The 25,176-nt window shown below is 67.7% G+C and carries 26 protein-coding genes; 15 read left to right on the top strand and 11 right to left on the bottom strand.

What is annotated here, in order from left to right:
- Positions 1-294 (bottom strand): flagellin (locus tag JOY88_RS08145; protein ID WP_524539198.1); only part of this gene is annotated, 294 nt, incomplete at its 3' end.
- Between the two features lie 173 nt (positions 295-467).
- Positions 468-1,331 carry a flagellin N-terminal helical domain-containing protein gene (locus JOY88_RS08140; RefSeq protein ID WP_293501760.1) on the bottom strand — a complete coding sequence of 288 codons (864 nt, stop codon included), beginning with the start codon at positions 1,329-1,331 and terminating at the stop codon, positions 468-470.
- A 177-nt stretch (positions 1,332-1,508) separates the two neighbouring features.
- On the opposite strand from JOY88_RS08140, the gene JOY88_RS08135 reads away from it, so the two are divergent.
- Together JOY88_RS08135 and JOY88_RS08130 are read left to right on the top strand one after the other, a co-directional pair.
- A complete protein-coding gene (locus JOY88_RS08135; RefSeq protein WP_293501759.1) occupies positions 1,509-3,569 on the top strand; it encodes an O-linked N-acetylglucosamine transferase, SPINDLY family protein in 2,061 nt (686 codons plus the stop codon).
- A gap of 20 nt (positions 3,570-3,589) precedes the next feature.
- A complete protein-coding gene (locus tag JOY88_RS08130; RefSeq protein ID WP_293501758.1) occupies positions 3,590-4,819 on the top strand; it encodes a glycosyltransferase family 2 protein in 1,230 nt (409 codons plus the stop codon).
- A 19-nt stretch (positions 4,820-4,838) separates the two neighbouring features.
- Here the strand turns inward: JOY88_RS08130 and JOY88_RS08125 are convergent, their stop codons facing one another.
- From JOY88_RS08125 to rfbF, 9 genes are read right to left on the bottom strand one after another with little or no spacing between them, the layout of a single operon-like run.
- The gene (locus JOY88_RS08125; protein ID WP_293501757.1) at positions 4,839-5,567 is read right to left on the bottom strand and encodes a WbqC family protein; all 729 of its coding nucleotides are present in this window, start codon (positions 5,565-5,567) and stop codon (positions 4,839-4,841) included.
- Complete coding sequence (locus JOY88_RS08120) at positions 5,555-6,082, bottom strand: GNAT family N-acetyltransferase (protein WP_293501756.1); 528 nt, start codon at positions 6,080-6,082, stop codon at positions 5,555-5,557. The genes JOY88_RS08125 and JOY88_RS08120 overlap by 13 nt, the downstream gene beginning before the upstream one ends.
- Positions 6,079-7,266 (bottom strand): class I SAM-dependent methyltransferase, encoded by a 1,188-nt coding sequence (locus tag JOY88_RS08115; RefSeq protein ID WP_293501755.1) that lies wholly within the window; start codon positions 7,264-7,266, stop codon positions 6,079-6,081. Before JOY88_RS08115 ends, JOY88_RS08120 begins: the two co-directional genes overlap by 4 nt.
- Complete coding sequence (locus JOY88_RS08110; protein ID WP_293501754.1) at positions 7,253-8,098, bottom strand: phytanoyl-CoA dioxygenase family protein; 846 nt, start codon at positions 8,096-8,098, stop codon at positions 7,253-7,255. The genes JOY88_RS08115 and JOY88_RS08110 overlap by 14 nt, the downstream gene beginning before the upstream one ends.
- Positions 8,099-8,108: 10 nt before the next feature.
- Positions 8,109-9,215 carry a DegT/DnrJ/EryC1/StrS family aminotransferase gene (locus tag JOY88_RS08105; RefSeq protein WP_293501753.1) on the bottom strand — a complete coding sequence of 369 codons (1,107 nt, stop codon included), beginning with the start codon at positions 9,213-9,215 and terminating at the stop codon, positions 8,109-8,111.
- A complete protein-coding gene (locus tag JOY88_RS08100) occupies positions 9,212-10,435 on the bottom strand; it encodes a class I SAM-dependent methyltransferase (RefSeq protein WP_293501752.1) in 1,224 nt (407 codons plus the stop codon). Before JOY88_RS08100 ends, JOY88_RS08105 begins: the two co-directional genes overlap by 4 nt.
- Positions 10,436-10,469: 34 nt before the next feature.
- Positions 10,470-11,021 (bottom strand): dTDP-4-dehydrorhamnose 3,5-epimerase, encoded by a 552-nt coding sequence (gene rfbC / locus JOY88_RS08095; RefSeq protein ID WP_293501751.1) that lies wholly within the window; start codon positions 11,019-11,021, stop codon positions 10,470-10,472.
- The gene (gene rfbG, locus JOY88_RS08090) at positions 11,018-12,139 is read right to left on the bottom strand and encodes a CDP-glucose 4,6-dehydratase (protein ID WP_293501750.1); all 1,122 of its coding nucleotides are present in this window, start codon (positions 12,137-12,139) and stop codon (positions 11,018-11,020) included. The genes rfbC and rfbG overlap by 4 nt, the downstream gene beginning before the upstream one ends.
- On the bottom strand, positions 12,139-12,909 hold the full coding sequence (rfbF, locus tag JOY88_RS08085; RefSeq protein WP_293501749.1) for a glucose-1-phosphate cytidylyltransferase: 771 nt from the start codon (positions 12,907-12,909) through the stop codon (positions 12,139-12,141). The genes rfbG and rfbF overlap by 1 nt, the downstream gene beginning before the upstream one ends.
- Positions 12,910-13,191: 282 nt before the next feature.
- On the opposite strand from rfbF, the gene flhD reads away from it, so the two are divergent.
- The 13 genes from flhD to flhF all read left to right on the top strand — a co-directional run bounded on the left by flhD (position 13,192) and on the right by flhF (position 25,173).
- Complete coding sequence (gene flhD / locus JOY88_RS08080) at positions 13,192-13,512, top strand: flagellar transcriptional regulator FlhD (RefSeq protein WP_293501748.1); 321 nt, start codon at positions 13,192-13,194, stop codon at positions 13,510-13,512.
- A gap of 49 nt (positions 13,513-13,561) precedes the next feature.
- A complete protein-coding gene (gene flhC / locus JOY88_RS08075; RefSeq protein ID WP_293501747.1) occupies positions 13,562-14,098 on the top strand; it encodes a flagellar transcriptional regulator FlhC in 537 nt (178 codons plus the stop codon).
- 4 nt (positions 14,099-14,102) lie between these two features.
- Complete coding sequence (locus JOY88_RS08070) at positions 14,103-15,158, top strand: glycosyltransferase family 2 protein (RefSeq protein ID WP_293501746.1); 1,056 nt, start codon at positions 14,103-14,105, stop codon at positions 15,156-15,158.
- The gene (locus JOY88_RS08065; protein WP_293501745.1) at positions 15,155-15,901 is read left to right on the top strand and encodes a class I SAM-dependent methyltransferase; all 747 of its coding nucleotides are present in this window, start codon (positions 15,155-15,157) and stop codon (positions 15,899-15,901) included. Before JOY88_RS08070 ends, JOY88_RS08065 begins: the two co-directional genes overlap by 4 nt.
- An 89-nt stretch (positions 15,902-15,990) precedes the next feature.
- Positions 15,991-16,848: a flagellar motor stator protein MotA gene (gene motA / locus JOY88_RS08060; protein ID WP_293501744.1), complete on the top strand. Its 858-nt coding sequence runs from the start codon at positions 15,991-15,993 to the stop codon at positions 16,846-16,848.
- A gap of 136 nt (positions 16,849-16,984) precedes the next feature.
- A complete protein-coding gene (gene motB / locus JOY88_RS08055; protein ID WP_293501743.1) occupies positions 16,985-17,983 on the top strand; it encodes a flagellar motor protein MotB in 999 nt (332 codons plus the stop codon).
- Positions 17,984-18,039: 56 nt separating this feature from the next.
- Complete coding sequence (cheY, locus tag JOY88_RS08050; RefSeq protein WP_293501742.1) at positions 18,040-18,432, top strand: chemotaxis response regulator CheY; 393 nt, start codon at positions 18,040-18,042, stop codon at positions 18,430-18,432.
- Positions 18,433-18,447: 15 nt separating this feature from the next.
- Positions 18,448-19,083, top strand: coding sequence for a protein phosphatase CheZ (locus tag JOY88_RS08045; RefSeq protein WP_524539197.1), 636 nt, complete (start codon positions 18,448-18,450; stop codon positions 19,081-19,083).
- A gap of 339 nt (positions 19,084-19,422) precedes the next feature.
- The gene (locus JOY88_RS08040) at positions 19,423-19,674 is read left to right on the top strand and encodes a type II toxin-antitoxin system Phd/YefM family antitoxin (RefSeq protein WP_293501740.1); all 252 of its coding nucleotides are present in this window, start codon (positions 19,423-19,425) and stop codon (positions 19,672-19,674) included.
- A 78-nt stretch (positions 19,675-19,752) separates the two neighbouring features.
- Complete coding sequence (locus tag JOY88_RS08035) at positions 19,753-20,073, top strand: type II toxin-antitoxin system RelE family toxin (RefSeq protein ID WP_293501739.1); 321 nt, start codon at positions 19,753-19,755, stop codon at positions 20,071-20,073.
- 224 nt (positions 20,074-20,297) lie between these two features.
- Positions 20,298-21,470 (top strand): EscU/YscU/HrcU family type III secretion system export apparatus switch protein, encoded by a 1,173-nt coding sequence (locus tag JOY88_RS08030; protein WP_293501738.1) that lies wholly within the window; start codon positions 20,298-20,300, stop codon positions 21,468-21,470.
- A complete protein-coding gene (gene flhA / locus JOY88_RS08025) occupies positions 21,467-23,557 on the top strand; it encodes a flagellar biosynthesis protein FlhA (protein WP_293501737.1) in 2,091 nt (696 codons plus the stop codon). Before JOY88_RS08030 ends, flhA begins: the two co-directional genes overlap by 4 nt.
- Entirely contained in the window at positions 23,554-25,173 is a 1,620-nt protein-coding gene (gene flhF / locus JOY88_RS08020; protein WP_293501736.1) for a flagellar biosynthesis GTPase FlhF, read from the top strand. The genes flhA and flhF overlap by 4 nt, the downstream gene beginning before the upstream one ends.
- Positions 25,174-25,176: the final 3 nt, after the last annotated feature.

Here is a 25,176-nt window from a genome sequence, read left to right as displayed (position 1 = left end):
CTGCACGGCCAGTTCACGCATGCGCTGCAGCGAGTCGGTGACCTTGGCCAGTGCGCCGTCGGCGGTCTGGGCCAGGGAGATGCCGTCATTGGCGTTGCGGATGGCGACGTTGGAGCCGCGCACCTGGGAATTCATGCGCTCGGCGATGGCCAGGCCGGCGGCATCGTCCTTGGCGGAGTTGACGCGCAGGCCGGAGGACAGTCGCTGCATGGAGACCGCCAGCGAGGACTGCGAGGTGGAGGTGTTGCGCTGGGCGTTCAGCGACATCAGGTTGGTGTTGATGATCTGGGGCATGACGGGTTCCTTTCGTTGACGATGAGCGTCTTGACCTACGTGGCTCCCGATGGCGTCGTGAACCCGTTGAGAGGCTTATCGTCCGGGCGGGGGGCCGGCTTGAGGAATTTCTTCACGCCCGATCATGAGAAGCACCCCGCGGGGTGGTTGCGGGGTGCTCCGGGCCTGCGGGTTTATCGCAGCAGCGACAGGACCTGCGAGGGCAGCTGGTTGGCCTGGGCGATCATGGCGGTGCCGGCCTGCTGCAGGATCTGAGCGCGGCTGAGGTTGGCGGTTTCCTGGGCGAAGTCGGCGTCGGTGATGCGGCTCTTGGCGGCGCTCTGGTTCTCGACGGCGATCTGCAGGTTGGAGATGACGGCGTCGAAGCGGTTCTGCGAGGCGCCCAGCACGGCGCGCTGGTCGTTGACGGTGTTGATGGCCGAGTCGATGTTGTTGATGACGACGTCGATCTCGGTGCCCAGGGCGGAGCCGTCGATCTTCGCGCGGCCGGTGCCCGTTTCATCGGTGCCGGCGACGGTGGTGATGTTCGTGGCGGCCGTCATCTGGCTCGTGACGATGTCGATGCGGTCGAACGAGCTGGTGTTGGCGCCGACCTGGAAGGTCTGGGTCTGGGCATCGGCGCCCAGGATGGCCTTGCCGTTGAAGGTGGTGCCGCCCAGCACGCGCTGGACTTCCTTGGCGAGTTCGCCGAACTCCTGGTCCAGCGAGTCGCGGTCGGCGCTGGTGTTGGTGGCGTTGCGGGCCTGCACGGCCAGTTCACGCATGCGCTGCAGCGAGTCGGTGACCTTGGCCAGTGCGCCGTCGGCGGTCTGGGCCAGGGAGATGCCGTCATTGGCGTTGCGGATGGCGACGTTGGAGCCGCGCACCTGGGAGTTGAGTCGTTCAGAGATGGCCAGGCCGGCAGCATCGTCCTTGGCGGAGTTGACGCGCAGGCCGGAGGACAGTCGCTGCATGGAGACCGCGAGTGAGGATTGCGCGGTGGACGTGTTGCGCTGGGCGTTCAGCGACATCAGGTTGGTGTTGATGATCTGGGGCATGGTGTGCCTTTCTTTGCAAGCTTGAAGAGTTCCGGCGACGGTGCCGGATGGAACGGAACCCGATCGCGAATCCGATTTCAGAACCGTCGGATTGGCTATCGGATGGCTGCGATGGTTTCTTGAGGGCTTTTGTCAAGACCTGTGATCTATTGAACAAAAGGAGTTCGGCGCGCCTGTTTGGGCAATCGGTGCGAGGGCGGGCAAAGTCCGGCCCCGCTCGCGGCCATTTCAAGGGATGGCTCGAATTGGAGGGGCCTAAAGTTCGGGACGTACCTGCCGACCAGTGCCGGCGCTTTATTCCTGCGAATACCCATGGCCAATGCCGACCAGACCTCGCTGAAGCTGCTCCAGCGTGCCCGTACCCTTCTGGGGCAAAACGAGTGGGAGGGTGCCGCCAAGCTGATCAAGCAGGTGCTGAAGCTGCGACCGCGAGACGCTGCGTTGTGGTTGACGTTGGCGCGGAGCTATCACAATGCCGACCGAACGCAGGAATGGCTGCATGCGGCCGAGGAGGCACAGCGGCATGCCGGGCGAGATGAATCCCTTGCTTGTGATGCCACTGAGGAAGCCGTGGATGCGGCTTTCGCGATGCATGACCATGCGTTCGCGTTGGTGCTGGCTGGCAGGCTGCCCGTCGAATTGCGTGACCGCCGCCCGAGGTTGTTGCGCTTGATGGGCAGCGCGCTCAACAAGTTGGGCCGCCCGCAGGAGGCTGTGACGCCGCTGATGCAGGCCATTGCTCAGAGACTCGACGACTGCGATGCGCATACGGAACTGGGCTTTGCGTTCTACACCCTGAAGCTCCATGCACAGGCTGCGGAGTGCTTCCGCACGGTGTGTGCCCTTTATCCAGATCACGTGGGCGCGCTGGCCTATCTGAACTACCTGGAGCAACTGGCCGCCCGCTGGGACGACTACGACATGCGCTCCCAGGCGTTGTTTGCGGCGCTGGCAGCCCCAATCGATCCGGCTTGGTATGTGCCGCCGTTCGCGCTGGTGTGCCTGCCTCACACGCCGGCACAGCTGCTGGCGGTGGCCAGGCTGGCGTCGCAGCATCAGTGCCGGGGCATCTCTCCCATGCCAGCGGCGGTGCGCAGCCCGGCCGAGGGGCGGCGTCTTCACGTGGCCTATCTCTCCAATGACTTCCATGGCCACGCCACGGCTTCGCTGATCACGCAGGTGCTGGAAAGCCACGACCGCGAACGCTTCGAGGTCAGCTTGCTGTCGCATGGCGAAGACGACGGCTCCGCGCTGCGCCAGCGCCTTCTGCGGGTGGGGGATCGCTTCGAGGACATGAGCCGCTTGAGCCTGGCCGACATGGCCAGCCGCGTACGCGAACTGGGGGTGGACATCCTCGTGGATCTCAAGGGACACACGGGCGGCAGCCGCCTGACCATGCTGGCCCATCGTCCTGCGCCGATACAGGTGGCATGGCTCGGCTTTCCAGGTAGTTGCGGCGCCCGTGAAGTGGACTACATCATTGGCGACCCCATCGTCACACCGCTGGCCGATGCGCCCTGGTACAGCGAGAAGATCGCCCAGATGCCGCATTGCTATCAGCCCAACGACGGCCTGCGCGAACGCGCCACACCGCCGGCGCGCAGCGAGCTGGGCTTGCCTGACGATGCGCTGGTGCTGGTCAGCGCCAACCAGACGGCCAAGCTGAATCCGCCGCTGTTCGACGCGTGGATGGAAATCCTGCGCCGCCTGCCGCAAGCCGTGCTGTGGCAGTTGACGGGGGGGGACGAGCCTGATGCGGAGCTGCGCCGCCAAGCCCAAGCCCGCGGTGTGGCTCCAGAGCGCCTGATCTTCATGCCGAGAGCCAAGCTGGCCGACCATCTGCGCCGTCTGGGCGCGGCCGACCTGGCGCTGGACAGCTGGCCCTGCAACGGCCACACCACCACCAGCGACGCGTTGTGGGCCGGCGTGCCGGTGGTGACGCTGCGCGGGAGCAACTTTGCGGGCCGTGTCAGCGAAAGCCTGCTGCGTGCCGTGGGCCTGCCCGAACTGGTGTGTGATTCGCCTCAGGCCTATGTCGACCAGGTCTGCGAGCTGGCGGCCCTGCCTGAGCGCCGCGGCGTGTTGCGTGCGCGGCTCGCGCAGGCGCGCGACGATGCACCGCTGTACGACGCCAAGGGCTTCGCCCGCGACCTGGAGGCGCTGTACGAGCGCATGTGGGGGCGCCACCGAGCCGGCCTGTCTCCCGAAGCGTTGACGGCGAAGCCGCTGACGGCCTGAACCCGCTGCCGAAAGAAGCCATGACAGATGTCTCGCCCATCCTCACCATCATCGTGCCGACCTTCAACCGGGCGCGCTACCTGGACTCGCTGCTGGAGATGCTGTGCGGGCAGATGGCTGACTTTCCCTACAGCTTCGAGGTGTTCGTCGGCGACAACGCCTCGCCCGACGCAACCCCGGAGGTGCTGGAGAAGTACCGCGAACGCCTGCCGCTGCGCTGGCACCGCCATGCGAGCAACCTGGGCGGCGGCCCCAACTGGCACTATCTGCTGACCCACGCGCGCGGCCGCTACATCGTCTACGTGGCCGATGACGACGCACTGCTGGGCGCCCAACTGGCGCAGACGGTCACGGTCATGGAGGCGCTGCCCCAGGCAGGCGTGGCCTACGCGCCGTGGAAGTTGTTCGATCTGGTCCAGGGCGAGGAGCGTGGGCAGTTCTACCGACAGGGCGACGACGTGTTGGTGGAGCAGGGTGACTATGACAAGCTGCTGGACACCCTGCTGAACCACGGGATATTTCCCGAGATTGCGGTCTATCGCACCGAGATTCTGCGGGTCGTGATGCCGCGAGTGTCCGAGCAGGCGTTCTACGCGTTTGTGCATTCGGCCGAGTTCGCCAGTCACGCCCAGGTGCTGTTCCTGAAGGACCCGTTCTACGTCTCCATCACGAACTACTTTGCCGACCACCGGCGCGAGCAGACCGGCCTGAGCGAAGCCGAACACGCCTGGGATCGCTATCGCGCCGGGCTGGAACATGTGTTGGGCCGCGCCCTGCCGCAGCTGACCTCGCAGCGGCGTGTCGAGTTTCTGCTGCGAATCCAGGATCTGATCGCCAGTCGGATCTCGGTGGCGGTGCGGCTGCGACTGCATCAGCAACGTGATGCAGTCGATACCTACTACCTGGCCTACCGGCTTAAAGCCATGGGGGCCGAGCAGTTGCTGCCGGTGCAACTGCCGGTGCTGGCGACCCATGCGGCGGTCAGCTTCATCGCCACCGACGAGGAGCTCAACCGAGGCATGAGCAAGCTGCTCTGCGTGGGCCATTTTCCGGCTCCGCTGCGCCAGCTCGTGCAGGAGAGGGCGCGCCTGCCTGTGCAGTTCGCCACGACGGTGGCCGAGCATGGGGATCCGGATGCACAGACGCTGGTGTTCGGCCTGGGCGATGCGGTCAGCCGCGAGGCGCTGCCCGCCAGCTTCGGCGGGCGGCTGGTGCTGGAGCGCGACCTGATGCGCAAGTTCGTCGCCTGAGCGCGCATGGCGCCAGGGTTCAGCCCGCTGAGCGCTTCAGGAATTCCTGCCACGCCACAGTGCCGGACGCGATATAGCGCGAGCCGTCGCGGCCACAGTGAGCGACCAGATCAAGCCCGGATACGTATGGACTGAATGCCCCATGGGACTGCGGATAGGGCAGGCGCAGATAGTCCATGTATCGCACCGTCACCCCTTGGGCCTCGAACTCGTCGTGGGCGAGGTAACGCGCGGCGCCATGGCCGGTGATGTAGTCCGTGCCGCCAAGTTGGCGAACCACGGCCAGCACACGGGCGCTGCTTGTACCGGAAACTCCCAGATCGGCCACATCCACGAAGCGCCGGCCGGCTTCCAGCCCGAAGTAGCGGACCAGCGCCATCAGCGAGGCGCGCGCCAGTGCGCCGATGCTGGCGTACTCCTGGGCATAGATGTCCCGGGCCAGGGAGAGCGCGTCGGCCGCGTGCGGTGCAGCCCGGAAGCTGCGCGCCAGCAGCGCGAGATGGTTTTCGCGCCACTGCGCCGATGGCGCCGGCCGCACGGCGTCTATGCGCTGACCCAGCTGCAGGCCGGGCAGTGGCACGGTCAGCCATCGCTGGCCATCGGCCGTCTTGATCTGTACGCGGTTGACGAAGCTGCCCTTGGAGAACTGCACGTCGTCGTAGTGCACGAACACGTCGGCCTGGCGCACCTGCTCCAGCAGGCCGACCCAGGGGAACAGCATGGACTGCGAGATGACTATGCCGGGCATGCGGTCTCCAGGAAGACCTCCATCAGCACCAGGTCGTGCCAGGCGTCGTCAATGAAGACATGCTCGCGCAGCCGGCCGCAGGGCTGGAAGCCCAGACTCGCGTAGCAGCGCAGCGCCGGCGCGTTGTCGGCGCGCACGCGCAGGCTCAGCTTGCGCAGGCCCCAGGTGCGGCGCAGATAGGGCAGCAGCGCCGCGATTGCCGCCCGACCATGTCCGCGCCCCTGCGAAGCCGGTGCCAGGCAGATGCCCAGTTCGGCGCGCCGGTCGATGGCGTCCAGGCCGGTGACCTGCACATAGCCCAGAGCGATGTCGCCTTCGCGTGCGGCGATGACCCAGAGCAGGCTGTCCGGAGCGCTGCTGCGCAGCTGCAGCCATTGCCGCACCTGGGCTGCATCGCTGCCGCGAACGCGCGCGAGCAACTGGGCCTGCAGCGCCACGTCGTTGCGCAGCAGGTGCAGTGTCGCGATGTCGTCCTCCCGCCAGGCGCGCAGGCGTAGCTGGGCCGACTCGATCAAGGGGCACCTCCGTCGAGGAAGAAGGGACGTGCTCGGCTGCGTGCCAGCCATGGTTGGTCGGACAGCGCCTGCCGCGCGATGGAGGGGTTCAGGCCCACGTAGAGCTGTGTCACATCATCTGGCAGTTGCTCTGGGGCCAGCACCGGCCGTTCGAACAGGGCCTTGCCCTGCTGGAAGGGATTGCGGTCCAGGAAGCAGCGTAGCCGCTCGGGGTGCGCGAGGCTGGCAGCAATGTGGGCGCCGTAGACGCCCGAGCCGTAGATTGCGACCGGCACGTCGCCCGCGGCGTGCTCGGCGGCCGCGATGCGATCGCTCAGCTCGCTCCAGAAGCGTGCGAGGGCCTGGGCCTGCGGGCGCACGACGGACGGCTCCGGGCCGAGTGCGGCCACGCCTGCCTTGACGGCACGGAACACCAGCGCGCCGCGATGCACGTCGGGCTCGATGCAGATGGCGCCGAAGCCGGCGTCGGCCAGCAGGCGGTGCAGCGAGGCGGTGGTGAAGTGGTTCACATGGTCGGCGACGATGAAGTCCGCCGGGTTGCCGACTGTGCAGGGCACGACGCCGTAGAAGCTACCGCCCGCCTTCAGCAGCGCCGCCACATGGGCCACGCTCGCGATGGGCGCGGGGATGTGCTCAAGTGCGAAGAAGGAGATCACCGCGTCGAAGCTGCCGTGCCAGCCGGCAGGTGCCTCGTTCACCGCCTGGCGCTCGCGCGGCAGCAGGCGGTCCCAATGGCTGCGGTACATCTCGCTGACGTCGAACAGGTGCAGTTGCAGGTCGGGACGCTCGGCGGCCAGCAGGCGCGGCATCGCAGCCTTGGCGCAGCCGTAGTCCAGCAGGCGTGCACCTTCGGGCAGTGGCAGGCGTTCCAGCAACAGGCGCAACTGGTGCTGGGTGCGGTAGACGATGCGCTCGCCGCCGTCCGCGGTACGCTCGGTGTCGTAGATCTGGTCCTCGTCGTCGTGGTCCAGCAGGATGCGGTAGTCGCTTGCGTAGTACTGCGCCGTGTCGGGTAGCGGCTCCCCCTGCAGATGGCCACAGCGGTCGCAGCACCACACGCGCGTGCGGCCCGGCCTGAGCTCGCACAGCGAGGTCAGCGAGAGCTTGCCGCGTGACTCGTAGAGGGGAGCGCCGAGAGGCGCCTGGCAGACGTTGCAGAGCATGATGGGGTCAGGGCGCGTCAACGCACAGTTCAGGGTGGATCAGGCTGAAGTCCTGGCCGGCGGCGAAGGAGCCCTTCCAGCCGTGGCTGCGGCCGGTCGCGTCCGCAAAGTTGAAGTAGCGAAACTGCATCGACCAGCGGGAGCGCTGGCTTCGGTTGTAGCCCGAAGCGTGCAGCACCAGGAAGTCGATGATGACGAGGTCTGTCGGCGCGCAGAGGGGCGCGACCTGCGCATAGCGTGACAGCAGAGCCTCCTGGTTGGCCAGCATCAGCGCGTACGCGCCGCTGCGCCCGTCACCACTGCCGCGGTAGACCGGCAGCGGTCCCTCGCGCTGCGAGCCCGGACAGAAGCGCACTGGACCGAGCGCTTCGTCTACCGGGACCAAGGGGCTCCAGAACACCAGCCCATCGAGGCTGCGCAGCTGGGCCGGGTACTCCTGGTGCCATTGCGCGCGAAAACGCTCCTCGCCCGGGTTGTCGATGCGGATGCCGTAGCCGCCGCCGGCAATGCCCGGCTCGCTGCCGGGCCGCAGTTCACGCATCAGGCGTTCATGTGCGGGATGGGCCACCAGTCGTACAAAGGGCGGCAGCTGCTTGACGGCGTCATAGACCTCGGCACCCCAACTGCGATCGCGCCGGATGAGATCCTGGTAGCCGGCATCGAAGTGGGCAGGGTCCAGCGGAGGGCGCTCATCCGGCACGCCGTGACGCTGCATGACCTGGCCAATGGCGGCGTGGATGGCGCGCTGCACGGGCTCGATGTCGGCATGTGCGTCGTAGAAGCCCGGCAGGATCAGCAGGCCATCACGGTGGAACTGTTCGCGCTGCTGTTCGCTCAGCAAAGGGGTTGGCATCGTGGTGTCCTCAGCGGATTGCAGACCGCACATGGGCCACGACGCGTTCGATCTGTGCCTCGCCCAGGTCGTGGTAGCTGGGCAGGTTCAGTGCGCGCGCGGGCAGACCGTAGGCGACGCGGTTCTCGGGTCTTGGCGTGAACATCGGCAACTGGCTCAGCGGCCAGAAAAACACGCGACCGTCGATGCGGTCGGCCCGGAAGGCCGCCAGCAGGGCTTCACGGTCGAAGCGCACGCCCTCGTCCACGACGATGGTGGGCATCCAGAAGCCGTTGCGCTGCTCGGCGCCTTCGGGGTTCATCGTCAGCGGCAGGTCGGCCAGTCGCTCGCGGTAGGCCATGAAGACCCGGCGCTTGGCCGCGATCAGTTCGTCCAGTCGCTCCACCTGCGCACAGCCCACGGCCGCTTGCAGATTGGACATCTTGTACTTGAACCCCAGCAGGTCGGGCCAGAACTGCCTGGCCTGCCCGGCTGCACGGCCATGGTTGGACAGGGTCAGGACGCGCTCGTACAGCGCTCGATCCTGCGTGATGAACATGCCGCCCTCGCCGGTCGTGAGGGTCTTGGTGCCGTGGAAGGAGAAGGTGCCGAAGGCGCCCATGGCCCCGGCGGCCGCGCCGCGCAGGCTGGAGCCGAGGGCTTCGGCGGCGTCCTCGATGACTGGGATGCCGTGTCGAGCGCCGATGTCCAGCAGTGCATCCATGTTGCACAGGTTGCCGTACAGGTGCACCGCGAGGATGGCCTTGGTGGCTGGTGTGATGGCGGCTTCGACCCTGGCGGGGTCGAGGCACCAGCTGTCGGGCAGCACGTCCACGAAGACGGGCTTGGCGCCCAGGTAGGTGATGGGGGCTGCCGAGGCGATCCAGTTGGTGTCGGCCAGGATGACCTCGTCGCCGGCCGCGATGCCCAGCGCCGCCATGCCCATGTGCAGCGCGCCGGTGCAGCTCGAGGTTGCGATAGCGTAGGGCACGCCCAGGTGCTTGGCGAACGCAGCCTCGAAGCGCTGGATGTACTCGTAGCATCGTTCGCCCCAGCCGTGGCGGATGGCGTCCTCGACGTAGCGGATTTCCAGCTCGGTGATGGACGGCAGCGTGTAGTGGATACGGTCGGCACTCATAGCACTTGCAGCTCCGGAATGGCGACCACACAACGCCCGCCCCAGTCACCGATGTAGCGCAGTTGGGAGGAGATCTCGTCGCGCAAGTTCCACGGCAGGATCAGCACGTAGTCCGGTCGATGCTCACGCAGATGCGCTTGCGCCACGACAGGGATCCGCGAGCCCGGCAGAAAGCGACCCTGCTTGTGGGGCGAGGCATCGACGACGTAGGGCAGCAGGTCAGGGCGCACGCCGGCCCAGTTCAGCAAGGTGTTGCCCTTGGCGGCTGCACCGTAGGCGGCTACCTTCTTGCCCGCGCGGCGCTGCTCGATCAACCAGCTGAGCAGCTTGTACTTGATGGTTTCGGCGCGGGGTTGCAGGCTGGCGTAGAAGGCCGGCTCCAGCATGCCGGCGGCGGCTTCTTCGGCCAGCAGCTCGGTCACGCTGGGTAGCGGCGCGCGGGGGCTGCCGCTGTGCTGCGCCCAGATGCGCAGCGAGCCGCCATGGGTTGGCAGGCGTTCCACGTCCCAGATCTGCAGGCCGGCGGCGGCGAAGATGCGCTGCACCGTGGCAAGGCCCAGGTAGGAAAAGTGTTCGTGGTAGATGGTGTCGAACTGGGCCTCGCGCACCAGGCTCAGCAGGTGCGGGAACTCCATCGTCACGCAGCCGCCGGGGGCCAGCACGGCTGTCAGGCCGGCAACGAAGTCATTGATGTCGGGTACATGGGCCAGCACGTTGTTGCCCACGACCAGGTCGGCCGGGCGCCGCGTGCGCGCGAACTCGGCGGCGAACGATGCGCCGAAGAATCGCTCGATGCTTTCGATGCCCCTGGCGCGCGCCGCGGCCGCGGTGCTGGCCGTGGGTTCTATGCCCACGCAGGGGATGCCGAGCTGCTGCACGTACTGCAGCAGGTAGCCGTCGTTGGAGGCCACTTCCAGCACCAGCGATTGCGGGCCCAGGTCCAGGCGTTGCGTGGCGTGCTCCACATAGGCGCGGGCGTGTGCCAGCCAGGAACTGGAGTAGGACGAGAAGTAGACGTAGTCGCTGGAGAACAGCGCGTCGTGGCGTTGCAGTTCGTCGACCTGCACCAGCCGGCAGTGGCCGCAACTGAACACCTTCAGCGGGAAGTAAAGCTCCGGCGCGTTCAGGTCTTCGGCGCGCAGGAAGGCGTTGGAGGGCGGTGCGCTGCCCAGGTCGGCAAAGACTTCGGCGAGCGGGGTGTGGCAGTGGCGGCAGCGCACGGGGTTCCTTCTCTTCTGTCGGTTGTCGGACTCTTCAGGCCTGCAAAGGCGCGAAGGCCGCATCCAGCGCGGGGTGGCTGCGGTCGCGGTCGGACAGTTGGCCAATGGGCAGCGGCCAATCGATGGCCAGCGCCGGGTCGTCGGGACGCAGCCCGCCCTCATGCCGGGGGGCGTAGGCGGCGGTGTGCTGGTAGAGCAGTTCCACGTCGTTCGTCAGCGCCTGGAAGCCGTGGGCGAAACCTTCGGGGATGAAGACCTGCTGCTCGTTGTCGGCCGCCAGTTCCAGCCCGAACCAGCGGCCGAAGCTCGCCGACCCGGCGCGCAGGTCGACGGCCACGTCGAACACCCGGCCGCGCAGGCAGCGGATGAGCTTGGCTTCCAGCGCCGGGGCACGTTGGAAGTGCAGCCCGCGTACCGTGCCACGCTGCGCGGTGTAGGAAAGGTTGGTCTGCACAAAGTGCAATTGCGGGCGGATGGCGGCCAGTTCCCGCTCGCAATGCAAGCGCGTCAGGCGGCCGCGGGCGTCGCCGCGCGGCTCGGTGCTGATCTGCCAGAGACCGGGCAGCGGCGTGGGGTGGAGCTTCATGCAGGCACCCATCCCGATGTTTGCCCGGCCCAGGCCAGCCCATGCCGGCGGGCGTCTTCGACGTAGGCATCTAGGTCTGCCTGGCTGAGGCGTTCGCCCCGTTCGTGCCAGGCACGGTACCAGCGGGCGGTGCGCGCCAGGGAGGTGGGCGCGTCCCAGACCGGGCGCCAGCCCAGACGTGCGCGGGCCTTGCCGCAATCCAGGTGCAGCAGGGCGGCCTCGTGCCGCGTGGCGTCCTGGCCGCCGAGTTCGTGGCGCAACGAGGGCCAGTGGGCCGAGAAGCCGCTCACCACCTCGCCCACGCTCAGGTGCCCGGCCTCGTCGGGGCCGAAGTTCCAGGCCTGGGCTTGTTCGCCACGCCCCTGCAGCAGTTGCTGGCCCAGCAGCAGGTAGCCTGCCAGCGGCTCCAGCACGTGCTGCCAGGGTCGGGTCGAGCCGGGGTGGCGGATCCGCGCAGGCTCGGCCGCGAGCGCGGCACGCACGAGGTCGGGGATCAGGCGGTCTTCCGACCAGTCGCCGCCACCGATCACGTTGCCCGCGCGGGCCGTGGCCAGCAGCACGGGGTGGCCGCGGCTGTCGTCGTTGGACAGGAAGCTGGCGCGATAGCTGGCGGAGACGATCTCCGCGCAGGCCTTCGAGGCGCTGTAGGGATCGTGTCCGCCCAGGGCGTCGTCCTCGGTGTAGCCCTGGGCCTGGTGCCGGTTGGCGTAGCACTTGTCGGTGGTGACGTTGACGACGGCGCGCACCGATGGCGTGGCGCGCACGGCCTCGAAAAGGTGCACCAACCCCATCACATTGGTCGCCAGCGTGCCGGCCGGCTCGGCGTAGCTGCGGCGCACGAGGGGCTGGGCCGCCAGATGGAAGACGATGTCGGGTGCCAAGGCTTGCACGGTACGGCGCACGCCGTCGGCGTCGCGCAGGTCGACGAAGGCTTCTTCGATGCCGAGATTCAGCAGGGCATGGTGACTGGGCTCGGTGGCGGGCGGCAGGGCCAGCCCGCACACCTGGGCATCGAGTTGCCGCAGCCACAGCGCCAACCACGAGCCCTTGAAGCCGGTATGTCCGGTCACCAGCACGCGGCGACCTTCGTAGACCCCGGCGAACAAAGGCTGGCTCATCAGCGCCATACCTTCCACGGGGCCTGGTGTGTCTGCCACAGCTCTTCGAGCCTGACCTTGTCGCGCAGCGTGTCCATGGGCTGCCAGAAGCCGGGGTGCTGGAAGGCCGACAGTTGACCTTCGGCGGCCAGGCGGTTCAGCGGATCGCCCTCCCAGGATGTGGCGTCACCGGCGATGTAGTCGATCACCTGCGGCTCCAGCACGAAGAAGCCACCGTTGACCCAGCCGCCGTCGCCCTGGGGCTTCTCGGTGAAATGGGTGATCTGGTGGTCGGTGATGCCGAGCGCGCCGAAGCGGCCCGGTGGCTGCACGGCCGTCACGGTGGCGAGCCGGCCCTGGGCCTTGTGGTGTGCAATCAGCGCCCGGACATCCACATCGGACAGCCCGTCGCCGTAGGTGAAGCAGAAGCTCTCGTCGTCAAGGTAGTGGCGCACGCGCTTGAGGCGCCCGCCCGTCATCGAGTCCTCGCCGGTGTCGACCAGCGTGACACGCCAGGGCTCGCAGTGGCGGTCGCGGATTTCCATGCGGTTCTCGGCCAGGTCGAACGTCACGTCCGACATGTGCAGAAAGTAGTTGGCGAAGTACTCCTTGATGACATAGCCCTTGTAGCCCAGGCAGATCACGAAATCATTGATGCCGTGATGCGAATAGGTCTTCAGGATGTGCCAGAGCACCGGGCGCCCGCCCACTTCGACCATCGGCTTGGGGCGCAGCGTGGTCTCTTCCGCCAGCCGCGTGCCCAGCCCGCCTGCGAGGATGACTGCCTTCATGTCCAAAAACTCCCGTCGTGGTGGACGCAGTGGTCACCGCCTTCTCCGTGCCAGACGAATGATCGCCCGCTGCGGCCGCCTGGCGAAGCGCTTGAGACATGGATTTCCCCTGCTTTTCCAGGCATGCCGGGCCTGGCTGCTGCGCCTGCACAGCAGTCCTGTAGGAATTTGCCTGACAAGCTGCGACGGCAACCCTGACGCCAGGCGTGGAATTGGGACGATGTTGCGCCGCATCTCGACTCTTCAGAATCCGTTCCACGCTGAAACAGCAAGGAGCCGACGATGAACACCGAGCAAATCCTCAACGAGATCCGCGAAGCCAACCTGTCCTACCTGATGCTGGCCCAGAGCCTGATCCGTGCGGACCGCGAGCAGGCGCTCTACCGCTTGGGCATCAGCGAGGACACGGCCACGTTGATCGGCACACTGAGCCCGGCGCAGATCATGAAGGTCGCTTCCGGCAACACGTTGCTGTGTGCCTTCCGCATGAGCGACGACCTGGTGTGGGGGCTGCTGACCAACCACAGCAAGCCCGGCGCGAACGAGAGCGTCAGCCGCCTGCACGCCTCCATCCTGATGGCCGGCCGCCACGAGCACGCCTGAGCCAGCGACCCCTTCGCCGCCATAAAGTTCATAGATTCCGGAGCCCACCATGCGCGTCAAGAGCATCCTCACCGAAGCCAAGCAGATCGAGCGTGCCGTTCAGCTGATCCACCTCGGTGCCCGCCTGCAGGTGCTGGAATCCGAAACCGACCTGTCCTACGAGCGCCTGTTGCGCCTGTACAAGGAAGTGAGCGGCAAGTCGCCGTCCAAGGGCCAGCTGCCGTTCTCGACTGACTGGTTCATGACATGGCAGCCCAACATCCACGCCAGCCTGTTCCTGAACATCCACGAATACCTGAACAAGGCCGCGGAGATGGACGAGATTGACACCGTCATCAAGGCCTACCAGCTCTACCAGGAGCAGACGACGGCCCAGGGCCTGGAGGCCATGCTGTCGGTCACGCGCGCCTGGCGCCTCGTGAAGTTCGTCGACAACGGCATGTTGACGTTGACCCGCTGCTCCAGGTGCAACGGCCAGTTCGTGACCCATCCACACGAGATCGCCCGCCATTTCGTCTGCGGCCTGTGCAACCCGCCGGCGCGCGCGGGCAAGGGCAAGGCGGCCGGCGGCATCCAGATGCACTGAGCGCGTGAGCACCGCCAGCCACCGCATCGCCCTCGTTGTCATCGCCCGCGACGAGGCGCCGCGCATCGCGCGGCTGCTGGACAGCGTGCGCCCCTGGGTTGACGAGATGCTGGTGCTGGACACCGGCTCGCGCGACGCCACGGCACAGGTCGCGCGCGCTCATGGCGCCCGCGTGGCGCATTTCGCCTGGTGTGACGATTTCGCTGCCGCCCGCAATCACGCGCTGGCGCTGGTCGACGCGGACTGGCGCCTGGTGCTGGACGCCGACGAATGGCTCATGGAAGGCGGCGAGGCCTTGCAGGCGCTGCGCGCCACGCCACCCGATTTCGTCGGCGTGCTGCAGCTGCGCGACCGCTTCGACCAGGCGCCGGGCCGGCAGGCCGAGGCCGTCGCCTGGCTGAGCCGCGTGCTGCCGGGCGCCGTGCGCTATGCGGGCCGCGTGCACGAGCAGCCGCTGCACGACCTGCCTGTGCGCCGGCTGCCGCTGGTGGTGGGGCATGACGGCTATGTCGCCGAGCGCCTGGCGGACAAGCGCGGGCGCAACCGCCGGCTGCTGGAGCAGGCGCTGGACGAGGCGCCCGAAGACGCCTACCTCTGCTACCAGCTCGGCAAGGACTGCGCCGTCTACGACGAGCATGAGGCCGCGGAGGATGCCTTCGCGCGCGCCTGCCAACTGCCGGGCGCGATCGCCGCGCCCTGGTGGCTGGACCTGGTGTCGCGCCGCCTGTTCGCCCTCAAATGCCTGGGCCGGCATGCCGACGCAGTGGATTTCGCGCAGACGCAGATGGAGGTCGGCGCCGAGTCGCCCGATTTCTTCTTTGCGCTGGGCGACCTGCTGCTGGACCTGGCCGCCACGCAGCCCGAACAGGCTGGAGAGCTGCTGCCCATGGTCGAGGCCGCCTGGCAGCGTTGCCTGGAGCTGGGTGAGCGCCCCGAGCAGGCGGGCGCCGTGGCCGGCCGGGGCAGCTTCCTCGCCGCGCACAACCTGGCCCTGGTGCTGGAGGGCACCGACCGCGCGGCCGGGGCCGCCGCGCTGCGCGCCGCCCATCCCTGGCCGTGAACCTCATCACCACCTGGCCGCTGTCTGCCCTGCTCATCTGGCTGGCGGCCTGGCTGGCGCATCTGCTGCTGAAGGACCTGGACCCGGACGTGGCGCTCGCCGCCGGAGCGGCGCTGGGCGTCGCGCTGGCCCTGTTGTACCGCCAGCCCTGGCGCCGGCTGATCTCGGCGTTGGGTTTCCCGGTGTCGGCGCTGCTGCTGGGCTGGCAGCCCGGCGGCGGATGGGTCTGGCTGCTGGCGCTGGCGCTGCTGTGGTGGCTTTATCCGCGCCGTGCGTGGAGCGACGCGCCCCTGTTTCCGACGCCGCGCGGCGCGCTGGCGCCGCTGCCCGGGCATGCGCCGCTGGCGCCGGGCGCCCGCGTGCTGGACGCCGGCTGCGGTGCGGGCGACGGCCTGCGCGAGCTGCTCGGCGCCTATCCGCAGGCCCGTGTCGAAGGCGTCGAATGGAGCCGCCCGCTGGCGTTGCTGGCACGCTGGCGCGCCGGCGGCGCCAGCGTGCGGCGTGGCGACCTGTGGGCCGACGACTGGGCGCCGTTTGCGCTGGTCTATGTGTTCCAGCGGCCAGAATCCATGCCCCGCGTCTGGGACAAGGCATGCGCGGAGCTGGCGCCCGACGCCTGGCTGGTCAGCCTGGACTTCGCGGTGCCTGAGCAGCCGCCTGTGACGAGCTGGCAACTGCCGGGCGGCCAGAGCGTGTGGCTTTACCGCCCCGGGCGGAATGCCGCGTCAAAGTCCGCCAATTGACACGTTCAAGGCGGCGCCGGCGGGGCATACTTTCTCAAGCCCCCCGGCATCGGGCCGATATGGCCTGAACACCTCCACAACTTCCGCGCATGTTCGTCATCATCGGCTGGGCCATTTCCATGGCCTGCATCTTCGGCGTGTTCATTGCCCACGGCGGGAACATCGGCGTCATCCTGCATGCCTTGCCCTTCGAGATGATCACCATCTTCGGCGCCGCCATGGGCGCCTTCCTGGCCAACAACCAGATGAAGGTCGTCAAGGCCACGGCCGCCGGCCTGGGCCGCTGCTTCAAGGGCGGCAAGTACAGCAAGGCGCGCTACATGGAGCTGCTGGCGCTGATGTACGACATCCTGCAGAAGGCACGCAAGGAAGGCCTGATGTCCATAGAGAAGGACGTCGAGGATCCGCATTCCAGCCCGCTGTTCCAGAAGTACCCGACGGTGGGCAACGACCACCATGTCACCGAGTTCATCACCGACTACCTGCGCATGATGGTGTCGGGCAACCTCAACGCCCACGAGATCGAGGCGCTGATGGACAGCGAGATCGAGACCCACCACCAGGAAGAGCATGCCGCCGTGGCAGCGCTGCAGCGCGTGGCCGGCGGCCTGCCGGCCTTCGGCATCGTGGCCGCCGTGCTCGGTGTCGTGAACACCATGGGCTCTGTGGGCCAACCGCCGGCGGTGCTGGGCGGCATGATCGGCTCGGCGCTGGTCGGCACCTTCCTGGGCATTCTGCTGGCCTACGGCTTCGCGGAGCCCCTGGCAGGCCTGCTGGAGCAGAAGGTCGAGGATGCCGGCAAGGAATTCCAGTGCATCAAGACGACGCTGCTGGCCAGCATGCAGGGCTATGCGCCCCAGGTGGCCATCGAGTTCGGACGCAAGGTGCTGTTCTCGGGCGACCGCCCCAGCTTCGTCGAGCTGGAAGGTCATGTGAAGAAGAAATGACCCCCCCCCGAAGCGCCTTTGGCGCTCCCCCCACGGGGCGCGCACCCAGTGGCCCGGCGAAGCCGGTTTCACGGCCGCTGCCTGAGGGTGGTGGCGCTTCGCGCGCCGGAAACGCCGGAAACGCCGGGAGCGTCTGATGGCGGGAGATGCAAAGAAACTGCAGCCCATCATCATCAAGAAGGTGAAGAAGGGCGGCCACGCGGCCCATGGCGGCGCATGGAAGATCGCCTACGCCGACTTCGTCACGGCCATGATGGCCTTCTTCCTGCTGATGTGGCTGCTCGGCTCGACGACCGAGGGCGACAAGAAGGGCATCGCCGAGTTCTTCCAGTCGCCGCTGCGCGTCGCCATGCTGGGCGGCTCGGGGTCGGGCGACTCGTCCAGCATCGTGCGCGGCGGCGGCAAGGACCTGACGCGCGAGACCGGGCAGGTCAAGGAAGGCGACAGCCTGGCCCGGCGCTCCACCTACACGCTGCGTGCGCTGAAGGAGGAGCAGCGCAAGGCCGAGCGCTCGCGGCTGGAGCAGCTCAAGGCCAAGGTCGAGCAGATGCTGGCCGAGAACCCCAAGCTGGCCGCACTGGGCGGCCAGATCCGCCTGGACATGACCAGGGAAGGCCTGCGCATCCAGATCGTCGACGAGGGCAACCGGCCCATGTTCGACAGCGGCAGTGCGGTCGTGAAGCCCTATATGCGCGAGCTGCTGCGGGAACTGGGCGGCGTGCTGACCGAGGTGCCCAACCGCCTGACGGTGGAGGGCCATACCGACGCCCAGCCCTTCCCGGGCGGCGACAAGGGTTACAGCAACTGGGAACTGTCGGCCGACCGCGCGAACGCGTCCCGCCGCGAGCTGGTGGCCGGCGGACTGTCAGAGGCCCGCATGCTGCGCGTGCAGGGCCTGGCGGCCAGCAAGCTGCTCGACGCCAAGGACCCCAACGGTGCGTTGAACCGGCGCATCAGCATCATTGTCATGAACCGTGATGCCGAGGACGCCGTGCTGAAGAACTTGACCGACGAGCCGGAGGCCGACGCGGGCCCTGCGGAGAGCGGCGGGGCACAGGCGCCGGGGACCGGCCTCACGGAAGTGCCGGGTAGCGGAAAAATGCCGCAAACTCGGACGCCGGCGCCGCCTCGCTAGAAACTAGACTGCGGGGTGACCCCTGAAATCCCCGCCTGCCCCGAGAGAGGATCGCCATGAGCGCAGACATGAAATTCCTGGTCGTTGACGATTTCTCCACCATGCGCCGCATCGTGCGCGGCCTGCTGAAGGAGATCGGCTACAACAACTGCGAAGAGGCCGAGGATGGCGTCGAGGCGCTGAGCATGCTCAAGGGTGCCAAGTTCGACTTCGTTGTCAGCGACATCAACATGCCCAACATGACGGGCTTCGAGCTGCTGAAGGCCATCAAGGAAGACCCCAGCCTGAAGCACCTGCCGGTGCTGATGGTCACCGCCGAGGCCCGCAAGGAGGACATCGTGCTGGCCGCCCAGTCGGGTGCCGCGGGCTACATCGTCAAGCCTTTCACCAAGGCCACGCTGGAGGAAAAGGTCCTCAAGATCATGCAGAAGCTGGCCGCGGCGGCCTGACAACGGGGGATCCATATGTCGATGGAACAGTTGGACCAACTGGCCAAGGCTTCCGAGCCGCTGCTGGTCTCTCCCGAAGTCTTCCAGCAGCTCGGGACCATCACCCGCACGCTGCATGACACCATGCAGCGGCTGGGCGTCATGCCCAAGCTGCAGGTGGCCACTGACGGCCTGCCCGATGCGCGCAGCCGCCTGAACTACATCGCGACGAAGACGGCCGCGGCCGCCGAGAAGGTCTTGAACTCGGTCGACCAGGCCAAGGTCGAGCACGCCGGCATCAGCAAGGCGGCCAACGACATGGCCGCCGCCATCGTGGCCGACCCGGTGCGCGCCGTCGCCAGCGGCGCGGTGATGAATTTCGTCAAGGACGTCGAGCACCGCACCGCGAGCATCGATGCCCACCTGACCGACATCATGCTGGCCCAGGACTTCCACGACCTGACCGGTCAGGTCGTCGCCAAGGTCGTCACGCTGGCCAACGACCTGGAAGACAGCCTCGTCAAGCTGCTGGTGCAGGTCGTGCCGCCGGAGCAGCGCGAAAAGGTTGACCCCAACATCCTGCAGGGCCCGGTCGTGAACCCGGAAGGCCGCACGGACGTGGTCTCCAGCCAGGGCGAGGTCGACGACCTGCTCGCCAGCCTCGGCTTCTGAGCCCGCAACCAGGACAGGCCCTGGGGCTTGTCCCGCGCCGGGCGAGGGCCGCATGCGGGCGGCCTGGCATGAGCCCTCTCACCTCCCGTCGACAAGGCCGGCCTCTGCGCCGGCCTTTGCCATTGGGGCGGGATTTGCTGTGCAGATGGCCCAAGTGATGTAGGCGGGCCTGGATAGGCGATATAGCTGCACCTGTTTCGGGCGCCGGTCGCCGCGCGGGTCGCTTCAAAGGCCTACTCCAACCTGCATGAGACCCCTGCGAGAACAGAACCCTCCCGGGGCTGCGGATTAACAGGCGAGGTCGTCGTGGCTGTATTCGGCTCTGAATAAGGAGCTGAAATGCAAGCCATCCTCGCTGACGTCGCCGTGAGCATGCCGGAGTTCAAGAAGAACCCGGCCGCCGTGCTGCGCGAGGCCAACAAGCGTCCCGTGGCCGTACTGAACCATAGCAAGGCCGCTTTCTACATGGTCGAGCCTGAACTTTTCGAAGTGTTGATGCAAGAGATGGCCGACCGGGAGCTGATGGCCAAGGTCCGTGCTCGACTTGCCGACAAGAGCAAGGCCATCGAGGTCGACCTTGACGGCCTCTAAACCAAAGCCGGTGACGAAGAAGGCTCCAAAGAAGAAGTACAAGTGCCGGCTCAAGTTCCTGCCTGAAGCTCTGGAGGAATGCCAGGCCTTGATCGCAGCATTCGAGCGACCCTCAGGAAGCTTCTGGCAAAGCGACTGGACTCGCCGCACGTGCCTGGTGGCGAGCTGCATGGCGACCTCGCCAACTGCTACAAAATCAATCGTCTCGAGCAAGGCGTTCGCTTGGTGTGCCAAGTCGAGGACGACGCCCTCGTCGTGTTGGTGCTCGTTGTCGACAAGCGCGAGGACAGCGCCGTCTGCAAGTCGGCCATGGCTCGCCTGGTTGATGCGGCCAATGTCATGGCCGCGGCTGTGAAGACCGCGTCGAGAACCGCGGACGACAAGCTGAAGAAGAAGTAGGACGCGCACGAGCATGGTGCTCGCCGGGAACCCGCGCCAGCGCCAGCTTTCCGCGGATTCTTGGGCCCTTTGCGTAGTAAAACCCGTTGGGTCGGGCTCTACTGCGCTGTTGACGAGGGTGACGGCGTCGGCCCGGGCGAGATAAGCCGGGCAAGCACCCCGCTTTTCCCGCTCAAGTTTGCGGGGCGGCCTCGAACAATTCGGTCCAGCGCTGTAGAACCGCCATGGCCGACCAAGACGCACAAGACCGCAACCTGCCAGCATCGGCCAAGAAGATCGAAAGATCCCGGGCCGAGGGCCAGATGCCGCGCTCGCGCGACCTGCCGCACTTCGTGATGATGGTGGCCGGCGGCGCCGTGCTGACCGTGGGCGGGCCCCGCATCGTCGAGAAGCTGCGCCAGACGCTGGCCGCCGGCCTGCACTTCGACGCCGACCTGCTTGCGCGGCCCGGCTTCATGGGCGAGCGCCTGGTCGACATGGCGCTGGCCTTCGCCTCCGTCATGGCCCCCATCGCCGCCGTGCTGATGCTGGCGGGCATCGCCAGCCATCTCGCCAGCGGCTGGAACTGGACGATGAAGCCGCTCGTGCCCAAGTTCTCGCACCTGAATCCGCTGGGCGGCCTGAAGCGTCTGTTCACCGGCCAGGGCTTGGGCACGGCGCTGAAGGCGGTGCTGCTGGCGCTGGTGTTGGGCATCGTCGGCGCGCTGGTGCTGAAGAACCGCCTGGCGGCCTATGTGGGCATCATGTCCGTGCCGCTGCCCTCGGCCCTGGCCTACGCGGGCCAGCAGCTGATGGCCGGTCTCGCGCTGCTGGCCATCGCGCTGGCGGTGTTCGCCGCCATCGACGTGCCGCTGCAGCGCCAGCTCTGGCTGCGCCGCCTGCGCATGACCCGCGAGGAGGTCAAGCAGGAACTGAAGGAGGTCGAGGGCAACCTGGAGATCAAGGCCAAGGTGCGCGCCAAGATGCGCGAGCTGGCCAAGCGCCGCATGCTGGCCGCCGTGCCGCAGGCCGACCTGGTCGTCATGAACCCGACCCACTATGCCGTCGCGCTGAAGTACGACGAGGGCAAGATGGCCGCGCCCAAGGTCGTGGCCAAGGGAGCCGACCTGCTGGCGATGAAGATCCGCGACCTCGCCAAGGAGAGCAAGGTGCCGGTGCTGCAGCAGCCGGTGCTGGCCCGCGCCCTCTACGCCCACGCCAAGCTGGACCACGAGATCCCCGCCGCGCTGTTCGGCGCCGTAGCCCAGGTGCTGGCCTACGTCTACCAGTTGCGCGCCGCGATGAGCTCGCGCAACGCCGCGCGTCCCGACGTGCCCAATCCGCACGTGCCGCCCGAACTCGATCCGCACAACAAGCCGGGCTGGGCACCCGAGCCCGACCAGGATTTCGCTGAATGAATCCCTTGATCCAGAAGCTGCAAGGCCTGCTGGGCCCGCGCGCCGGCATCATCGCCGCCCTGGGCGCGCCCGTCGCGGTGCTGATGGTGCTGTCCATGATGGTGCTGCCGTTGCCGCCCTTCGTGCTGGACCTGCTGTTCACCTTCAACATCGCGATGGCGGTGATGGTGATGATGGTTGCGGCGCACATGATCAGGCCGCTGGACTTCGCTGCCTTCCCGACTGTGCTGCTGCTGACGACGCTGATGCGGCTGTCGCTGAACGTCGCGTCCACCCGCGTGGTGCTGCTGGAGGGCCACACGGGCACCGGTGCGGCCGGCAAGGTCATCGAGGCCTTTGGCCATTTCCTGATCGGCGGCAACTTCGCGGTCGGCCTGATCGTGTTCGCCATCCTGGTGGTCATCAACTTCATCGTCGTCACCAAGGGCGCCGAGCGCATCGCCGAGGTCGGCGCGCGCTTCACGCTGGACGCGATGCCCGGCAAGCAGATGGCCGTGGACGCGGACCTGAACGCCGGCCTCATCAACGAGGCCGAGGCCAAGCGCCGCCGCGCGGAGCTGTCCGACGAGGCGGACTTCTTCGGCTCCATGGACGGTGCCAGCAAGTTCGTACGCGGCGACGCGATCGCCGGCATGCTCATCCTGGCCATCAACATCGTCGGCGGCTTCATCATTGGCGTTGCCCAGCATGGCCTGTCCGCCGGCCAGGCTGCCGACAGCTACATCCTGCTGGCGGTGGGCGATGCGCTGGTGGCGCAGATCCCGGCGCTGCTGATCTCGGTGGCGGCGGCGATGGTGGTGTCGCGCGTGGGCACGGACAAGGACATCGGCAGCCAGATCGGCAAGCAGGTGTTCGGCTCGGCCAAGAGCATCGCGATCACGGCCGCCGTCATCGGGGCGCTGGGCCTGATCCCCGGCATGCCCCATGTCGTGTTCCTGCTGATCGCCGGCGGCCTGGGCTACCTGGCCTACTGGCTGCGCGCCAGGGAGCAGGCCCAGGATGCGGCCAAGGCGGTCAAGCCCGTCATGCCCAGCAGCGAGGGTGCCGGCGAGGCCAGCTGGGAAGACCTGGTGCCGGTCGACACGCTGGGCCTGGAGGTGGGCTACCGCCTCATCACGCTGGTCGACAAGACCAAGGAGGGTGACCTGCTCTCGCGCATCAAGGGCGTGCGGCGCAAGTTCGCGCAGGAGGTCGGCTTCTTGCCGCCGCCGGTGCACATCCGCGACAACCTGGAGTTGCGCCCCAGCCAGTACCGCATCTCGCTGCGCGGCGCCGTCGTCGGCGAGGCCGAGGCCTTCCCCGGCATGTGGCTGGCCATCAACCCGGGCCACGCGACGCAGAAGCTCATCGGCACCGCGACCACCGACCCCGCCTTCGGCCTGCCGGCGGTGTGGATCGAGGAACGCCAGAAGGAGATGGCCCAAATGAGCGGGTTTACGGTGGTTGATTGCTCGACCGTCGTGGCCACCCACCTCTCACACTTGATGCAAGTGCACGCGGCCAAGTTGTTGGGCCGCGTGGAGACGCAGTCGCTGGTGGAACACCTCACCAAGCAGGCGCCGCAATTGATCGAAGACGTGATTCCCAAGATGGTCAGCATCGCCACCCTGCAACGCGTGCTCCAGCTGCTGCTGGAGGAGGGCGTGCATGTGCGCGACATGCGTTCCATCGTCGAATGCCTGGCCGAGAACGCCGCCACCGTCACAGACCCGCAGGAGCTGGCCCGCCGCATCCGCACCCACATCGCGCCGGCCATCGTGCAGCAGATCTATGGCTCCACCAAGGAGCTGGACGTCATCGCGTTGGAGCCGGAGCTGGAGCGCCTCGTCACCCAGGCCCTCAACTCGCCGCATGGCGCCGCGCTGGACCCGGGCGTCGCCGACACGCTGGCGCGCAGCGCCGCCGAGACGGCCCAGAAGCAGGAAGACCGTGGCGTGCCTGCCACGCTGCTGGTGCCCGACCTGATCCGCGCGCCCATGGCCCGCCTGCTCAAGCGTGCCGCGCCGCGCCTGAAGGTGCTGGGCCATAGCGAGATTCCAGAGACCCACACCATCCGCATCGGCTCCATCATCGGAGGCACAGCATGAACGTCCGCAAGTTCACCGCTCGCACATCGCGCGAGGCGCTCGCTCTCGTCAAGCAGGCTTTCGGCCCCGACGCCGTGGTGCTGTCCAACAAGAACGTGCCCGAAGGCGTGGAGGTGCTGGCCATGGCCCCCGAGGGCATGGGTCAGATCGAGCAGATGGCCGCCACGGCGCCGCGCATGGTGGCGCCGCAGCCGGCCCAGCCGTCCGCCCGCGCCAGCTTCAGCGAGCGCACGCTGCGCCAGGAGCCCAGCTTCGTCGCGCCCGAGGTGGCGGGCGACGTGCAGCAGCTGGCGATGAGCACGCTGAACTTCCAGGACTATGTCCGCGAGCGCGTGCTGCGCCGCCGCCAGGCCGAGATGAGTGGCCAGCCCGACCCCGTTCGCCAGGTCGCTCCGCCGCCCGTGCAGGCGCCTGCCGCCCCGTCGCTGGACGCCGTGCGCCTGCAGCGCGAGCGCCGCGCCGCCGAAGCCATGGCTGCCCTGGCGCCCCGGCGCGCTGCAGCCCAGCCCGAGCCGCGAGTGGCACGCCCGGTGCCGCCGGTGCTGCGTGACGAGATCCGCATCCCGCCCGCCGGCGCGTCGCGCGCCGTGCCGCGGCTCAGCGAGCTGTCTGCCGCCGAACCCCTGCCGCTGCCCGGCCAGCCAAGCGCCAGCCAGCGCAGCCAGATGGACATGGCCGACGAGTTGCGCCAGATGCGTGGCCTCATCGAGGAGCGCTTCTCCTCGCTGGCTTTCATGGAGAAGCTGCAGCGCCAGCCCGTGCAGGCGCGCCTGACGCAGAAGCTGCTGGAGCTGGGCTTCTCGCCCGCGCTAGTGCGCAAGCTGGCCGAGTGCTGCCCGTCCGACTTCCGCGGCGGCGAGGCTGCCGATGAGAACGCCTGGGCCGCCCATGTGCTGTCGCGCAACCTGCAGACCGACGAGGCCGCGCCCGCCATCGAGGACCGTGGCGGCGTCTACGCGTTGATCGGCTCCACCGGCGTCGGCAAGACCACGACGACGGCCAAGCTGGCCGCCCATTTCGCGACCAAGCATGGCGCAGGCCAGCTGGGCCTCATCACGCTGGACGCCTACCGCATCGGCGCCCACGAGCAACTGCGCGCCTACGGCCGCATCCTGGGCGTGCCCGTGCACACGGCGCACGACCGTGCCTCGCTGGATGACCTGCTGGACCTGCTGTCCAGCAAGAAGCTGGTCCTCATCGACACGGCCGGCATGGCCCAGCGCGACACGCGCACCCAGGAACTGCTGGAGATGCTGGCCCACCCCAGCATCAAGAAGCTGCTGGTCATCAACGCGGCCCAGCAGGGCGAGACGATCGAGGATGTCGTCAATGCCTGGAAGGGCGCCGCCTGCGAGGGCGTGGTGCTCAGCAAGATCGACGAAGCCGTGAAGCTGGCCCCGGCGCTGGACACGCTGATCCGCCACAAGCTCAAGGTACTGGGCGTGGCCAACGGCCAGCGCGTGCCGGAAGACTGGCACCGCCTGCCCAGCGTAGCCCTGGTGCAGCGCGCGCTCAAGGGCGCGGCCTCGGGGGCCTGGCGCATGGACAACACCGATGTCAACCTCATCTTCGCCGGTGCGCCGCTGACCGACGCCGGCCTGCGCGCCGTCCATTGACCG

The sequence above is a fragment of the Roseateles sp. genome (assembly GCF_019237615.1).
Taxonomy (GTDB): domain Bacteria; phylum Pseudomonadota; class Gammaproteobacteria; order Burkholderiales; family Burkholderiaceae_C; genus Pelomonas.
Note: the sequence above shows the minus strand (reverse complement) of the source record. Positions and strands in the feature narration are given on the sequence as shown.

What these genes read in the sequence shown, in the direction of transcription:
- JOY88_RS08140 (WP_293501760.1), bottom strand. Translation starts at nt 1,331, where the DNA reads ATGCCCCAGATCATCAACACCAACCTGATGTCGCTGAACGCCCAGCGC.
- JOY88_RS08130 (WP_293501758.1), top strand. Translation starts at nt 3,590, where the DNA reads ATGACAGATGTCTCGCCCATCCTCACCATCATCGTGCCGACCTTCAAC.
- JOY88_RS08125 (WP_293501757.1), bottom strand. Translation starts at nt 5,567, where the DNA reads ATGCCCGGCATAGTCATCTCGCAGTCCATGCTGTTCCCCTGGGTCGGC.
- JOY88_RS08110 (WP_293501754.1), bottom strand. Translation starts at nt 8,098, where the DNA reads ATGCCAACCCCTTTGCTGAGCGAACAGCAGCGCGAACAGTTCCACCGT.
- JOY88_RS08105 (WP_293501753.1), bottom strand. Translation starts at nt 9,215, where the DNA reads ATGAGTGCCGACCGTATCCACTACACGCTGCCGTCCATCACCGAGCTG.
- rfbC (WP_293501751.1), bottom strand. Translation starts at nt 11,021, where the DNA reads ATGAAGCTCCACCCCACGCCGCTGCCCGGTCTCTGGCAGATCAGCACC.
- rfbG (WP_293501750.1), bottom strand. Translation starts at nt 12,139, where the DNA reads ATGAGCCAGCCTTTGTTCGCCGGGGTCTACGAAGGTCGCCGCGTGCTG.
- rfbF (WP_293501749.1), bottom strand. Translation starts at nt 12,909, where the DNA reads ATGAAGGCAGTCATCCTCGCAGGCGGGCTGGGCACGCGGCTGGCGGAA.
- flhD (WP_293501748.1), top strand. Translation starts at nt 13,192, where the DNA reads ATGAACACCGAGCAAATCCTCAACGAGATCCGCGAAGCCAACCTGTCC.
- flhC (WP_293501747.1), top strand. Translation starts at nt 13,562, where the DNA reads ATGCGCGTCAAGAGCATCCTCACCGAAGCCAAGCAGATCGAGCGTGCC.
- motA (WP_293501744.1), top strand. Translation starts at nt 15,991, where the DNA reads ATGTTCGTCATCATCGGCTGGGCCATTTCCATGGCCTGCATCTTCGGC.
- motB (WP_293501743.1), top strand. Translation starts at nt 16,985, where the DNA reads ATGGCGGGAGATGCAAAGAAACTGCAGCCCATCATCATCAAGAAGGTG.
- cheY (WP_293501742.1), top strand. Translation starts at nt 18,040, where the DNA reads ATGAGCGCAGACATGAAATTCCTGGTCGTTGACGATTTCTCCACCATG.
- JOY88_RS08045 (WP_524539197.1), top strand. Translation starts at nt 18,448, where the DNA reads ATGTCGATGGAACAGTTGGACCAACTGGCCAAGGCTTCCGAGCCGCTG.
- JOY88_RS08040 (WP_293501740.1), top strand. Translation starts at nt 19,423, where the DNA reads ATGCAAGCCATCCTCGCTGACGTCGCCGTGAGCATGCCGGAGTTCAAG.
- JOY88_RS08035 (WP_293501739.1), top strand. Translation starts at nt 19,753, where the DNA reads ATGCCAGGCCTTGATCGCAGCATTCGAGCGACCCTCAGGAAGCTTCTG.
- JOY88_RS08030 (WP_293501738.1), top strand. Translation starts at nt 20,298, where the DNA reads ATGGCCGACCAAGACGCACAAGACCGCAACCTGCCAGCATCGGCCAAG.
- flhA (WP_293501737.1), top strand. Translation starts at nt 21,467, where the DNA reads ATGAATCCCTTGATCCAGAAGCTGCAAGGCCTGCTGGGCCCGCGCGCC.
- flhF (WP_293501736.1), top strand. Translation starts at nt 23,554, where the DNA reads ATGAACGTCCGCAAGTTCACCGCTCGCACATCGCGCGAGGCGCTCGCT.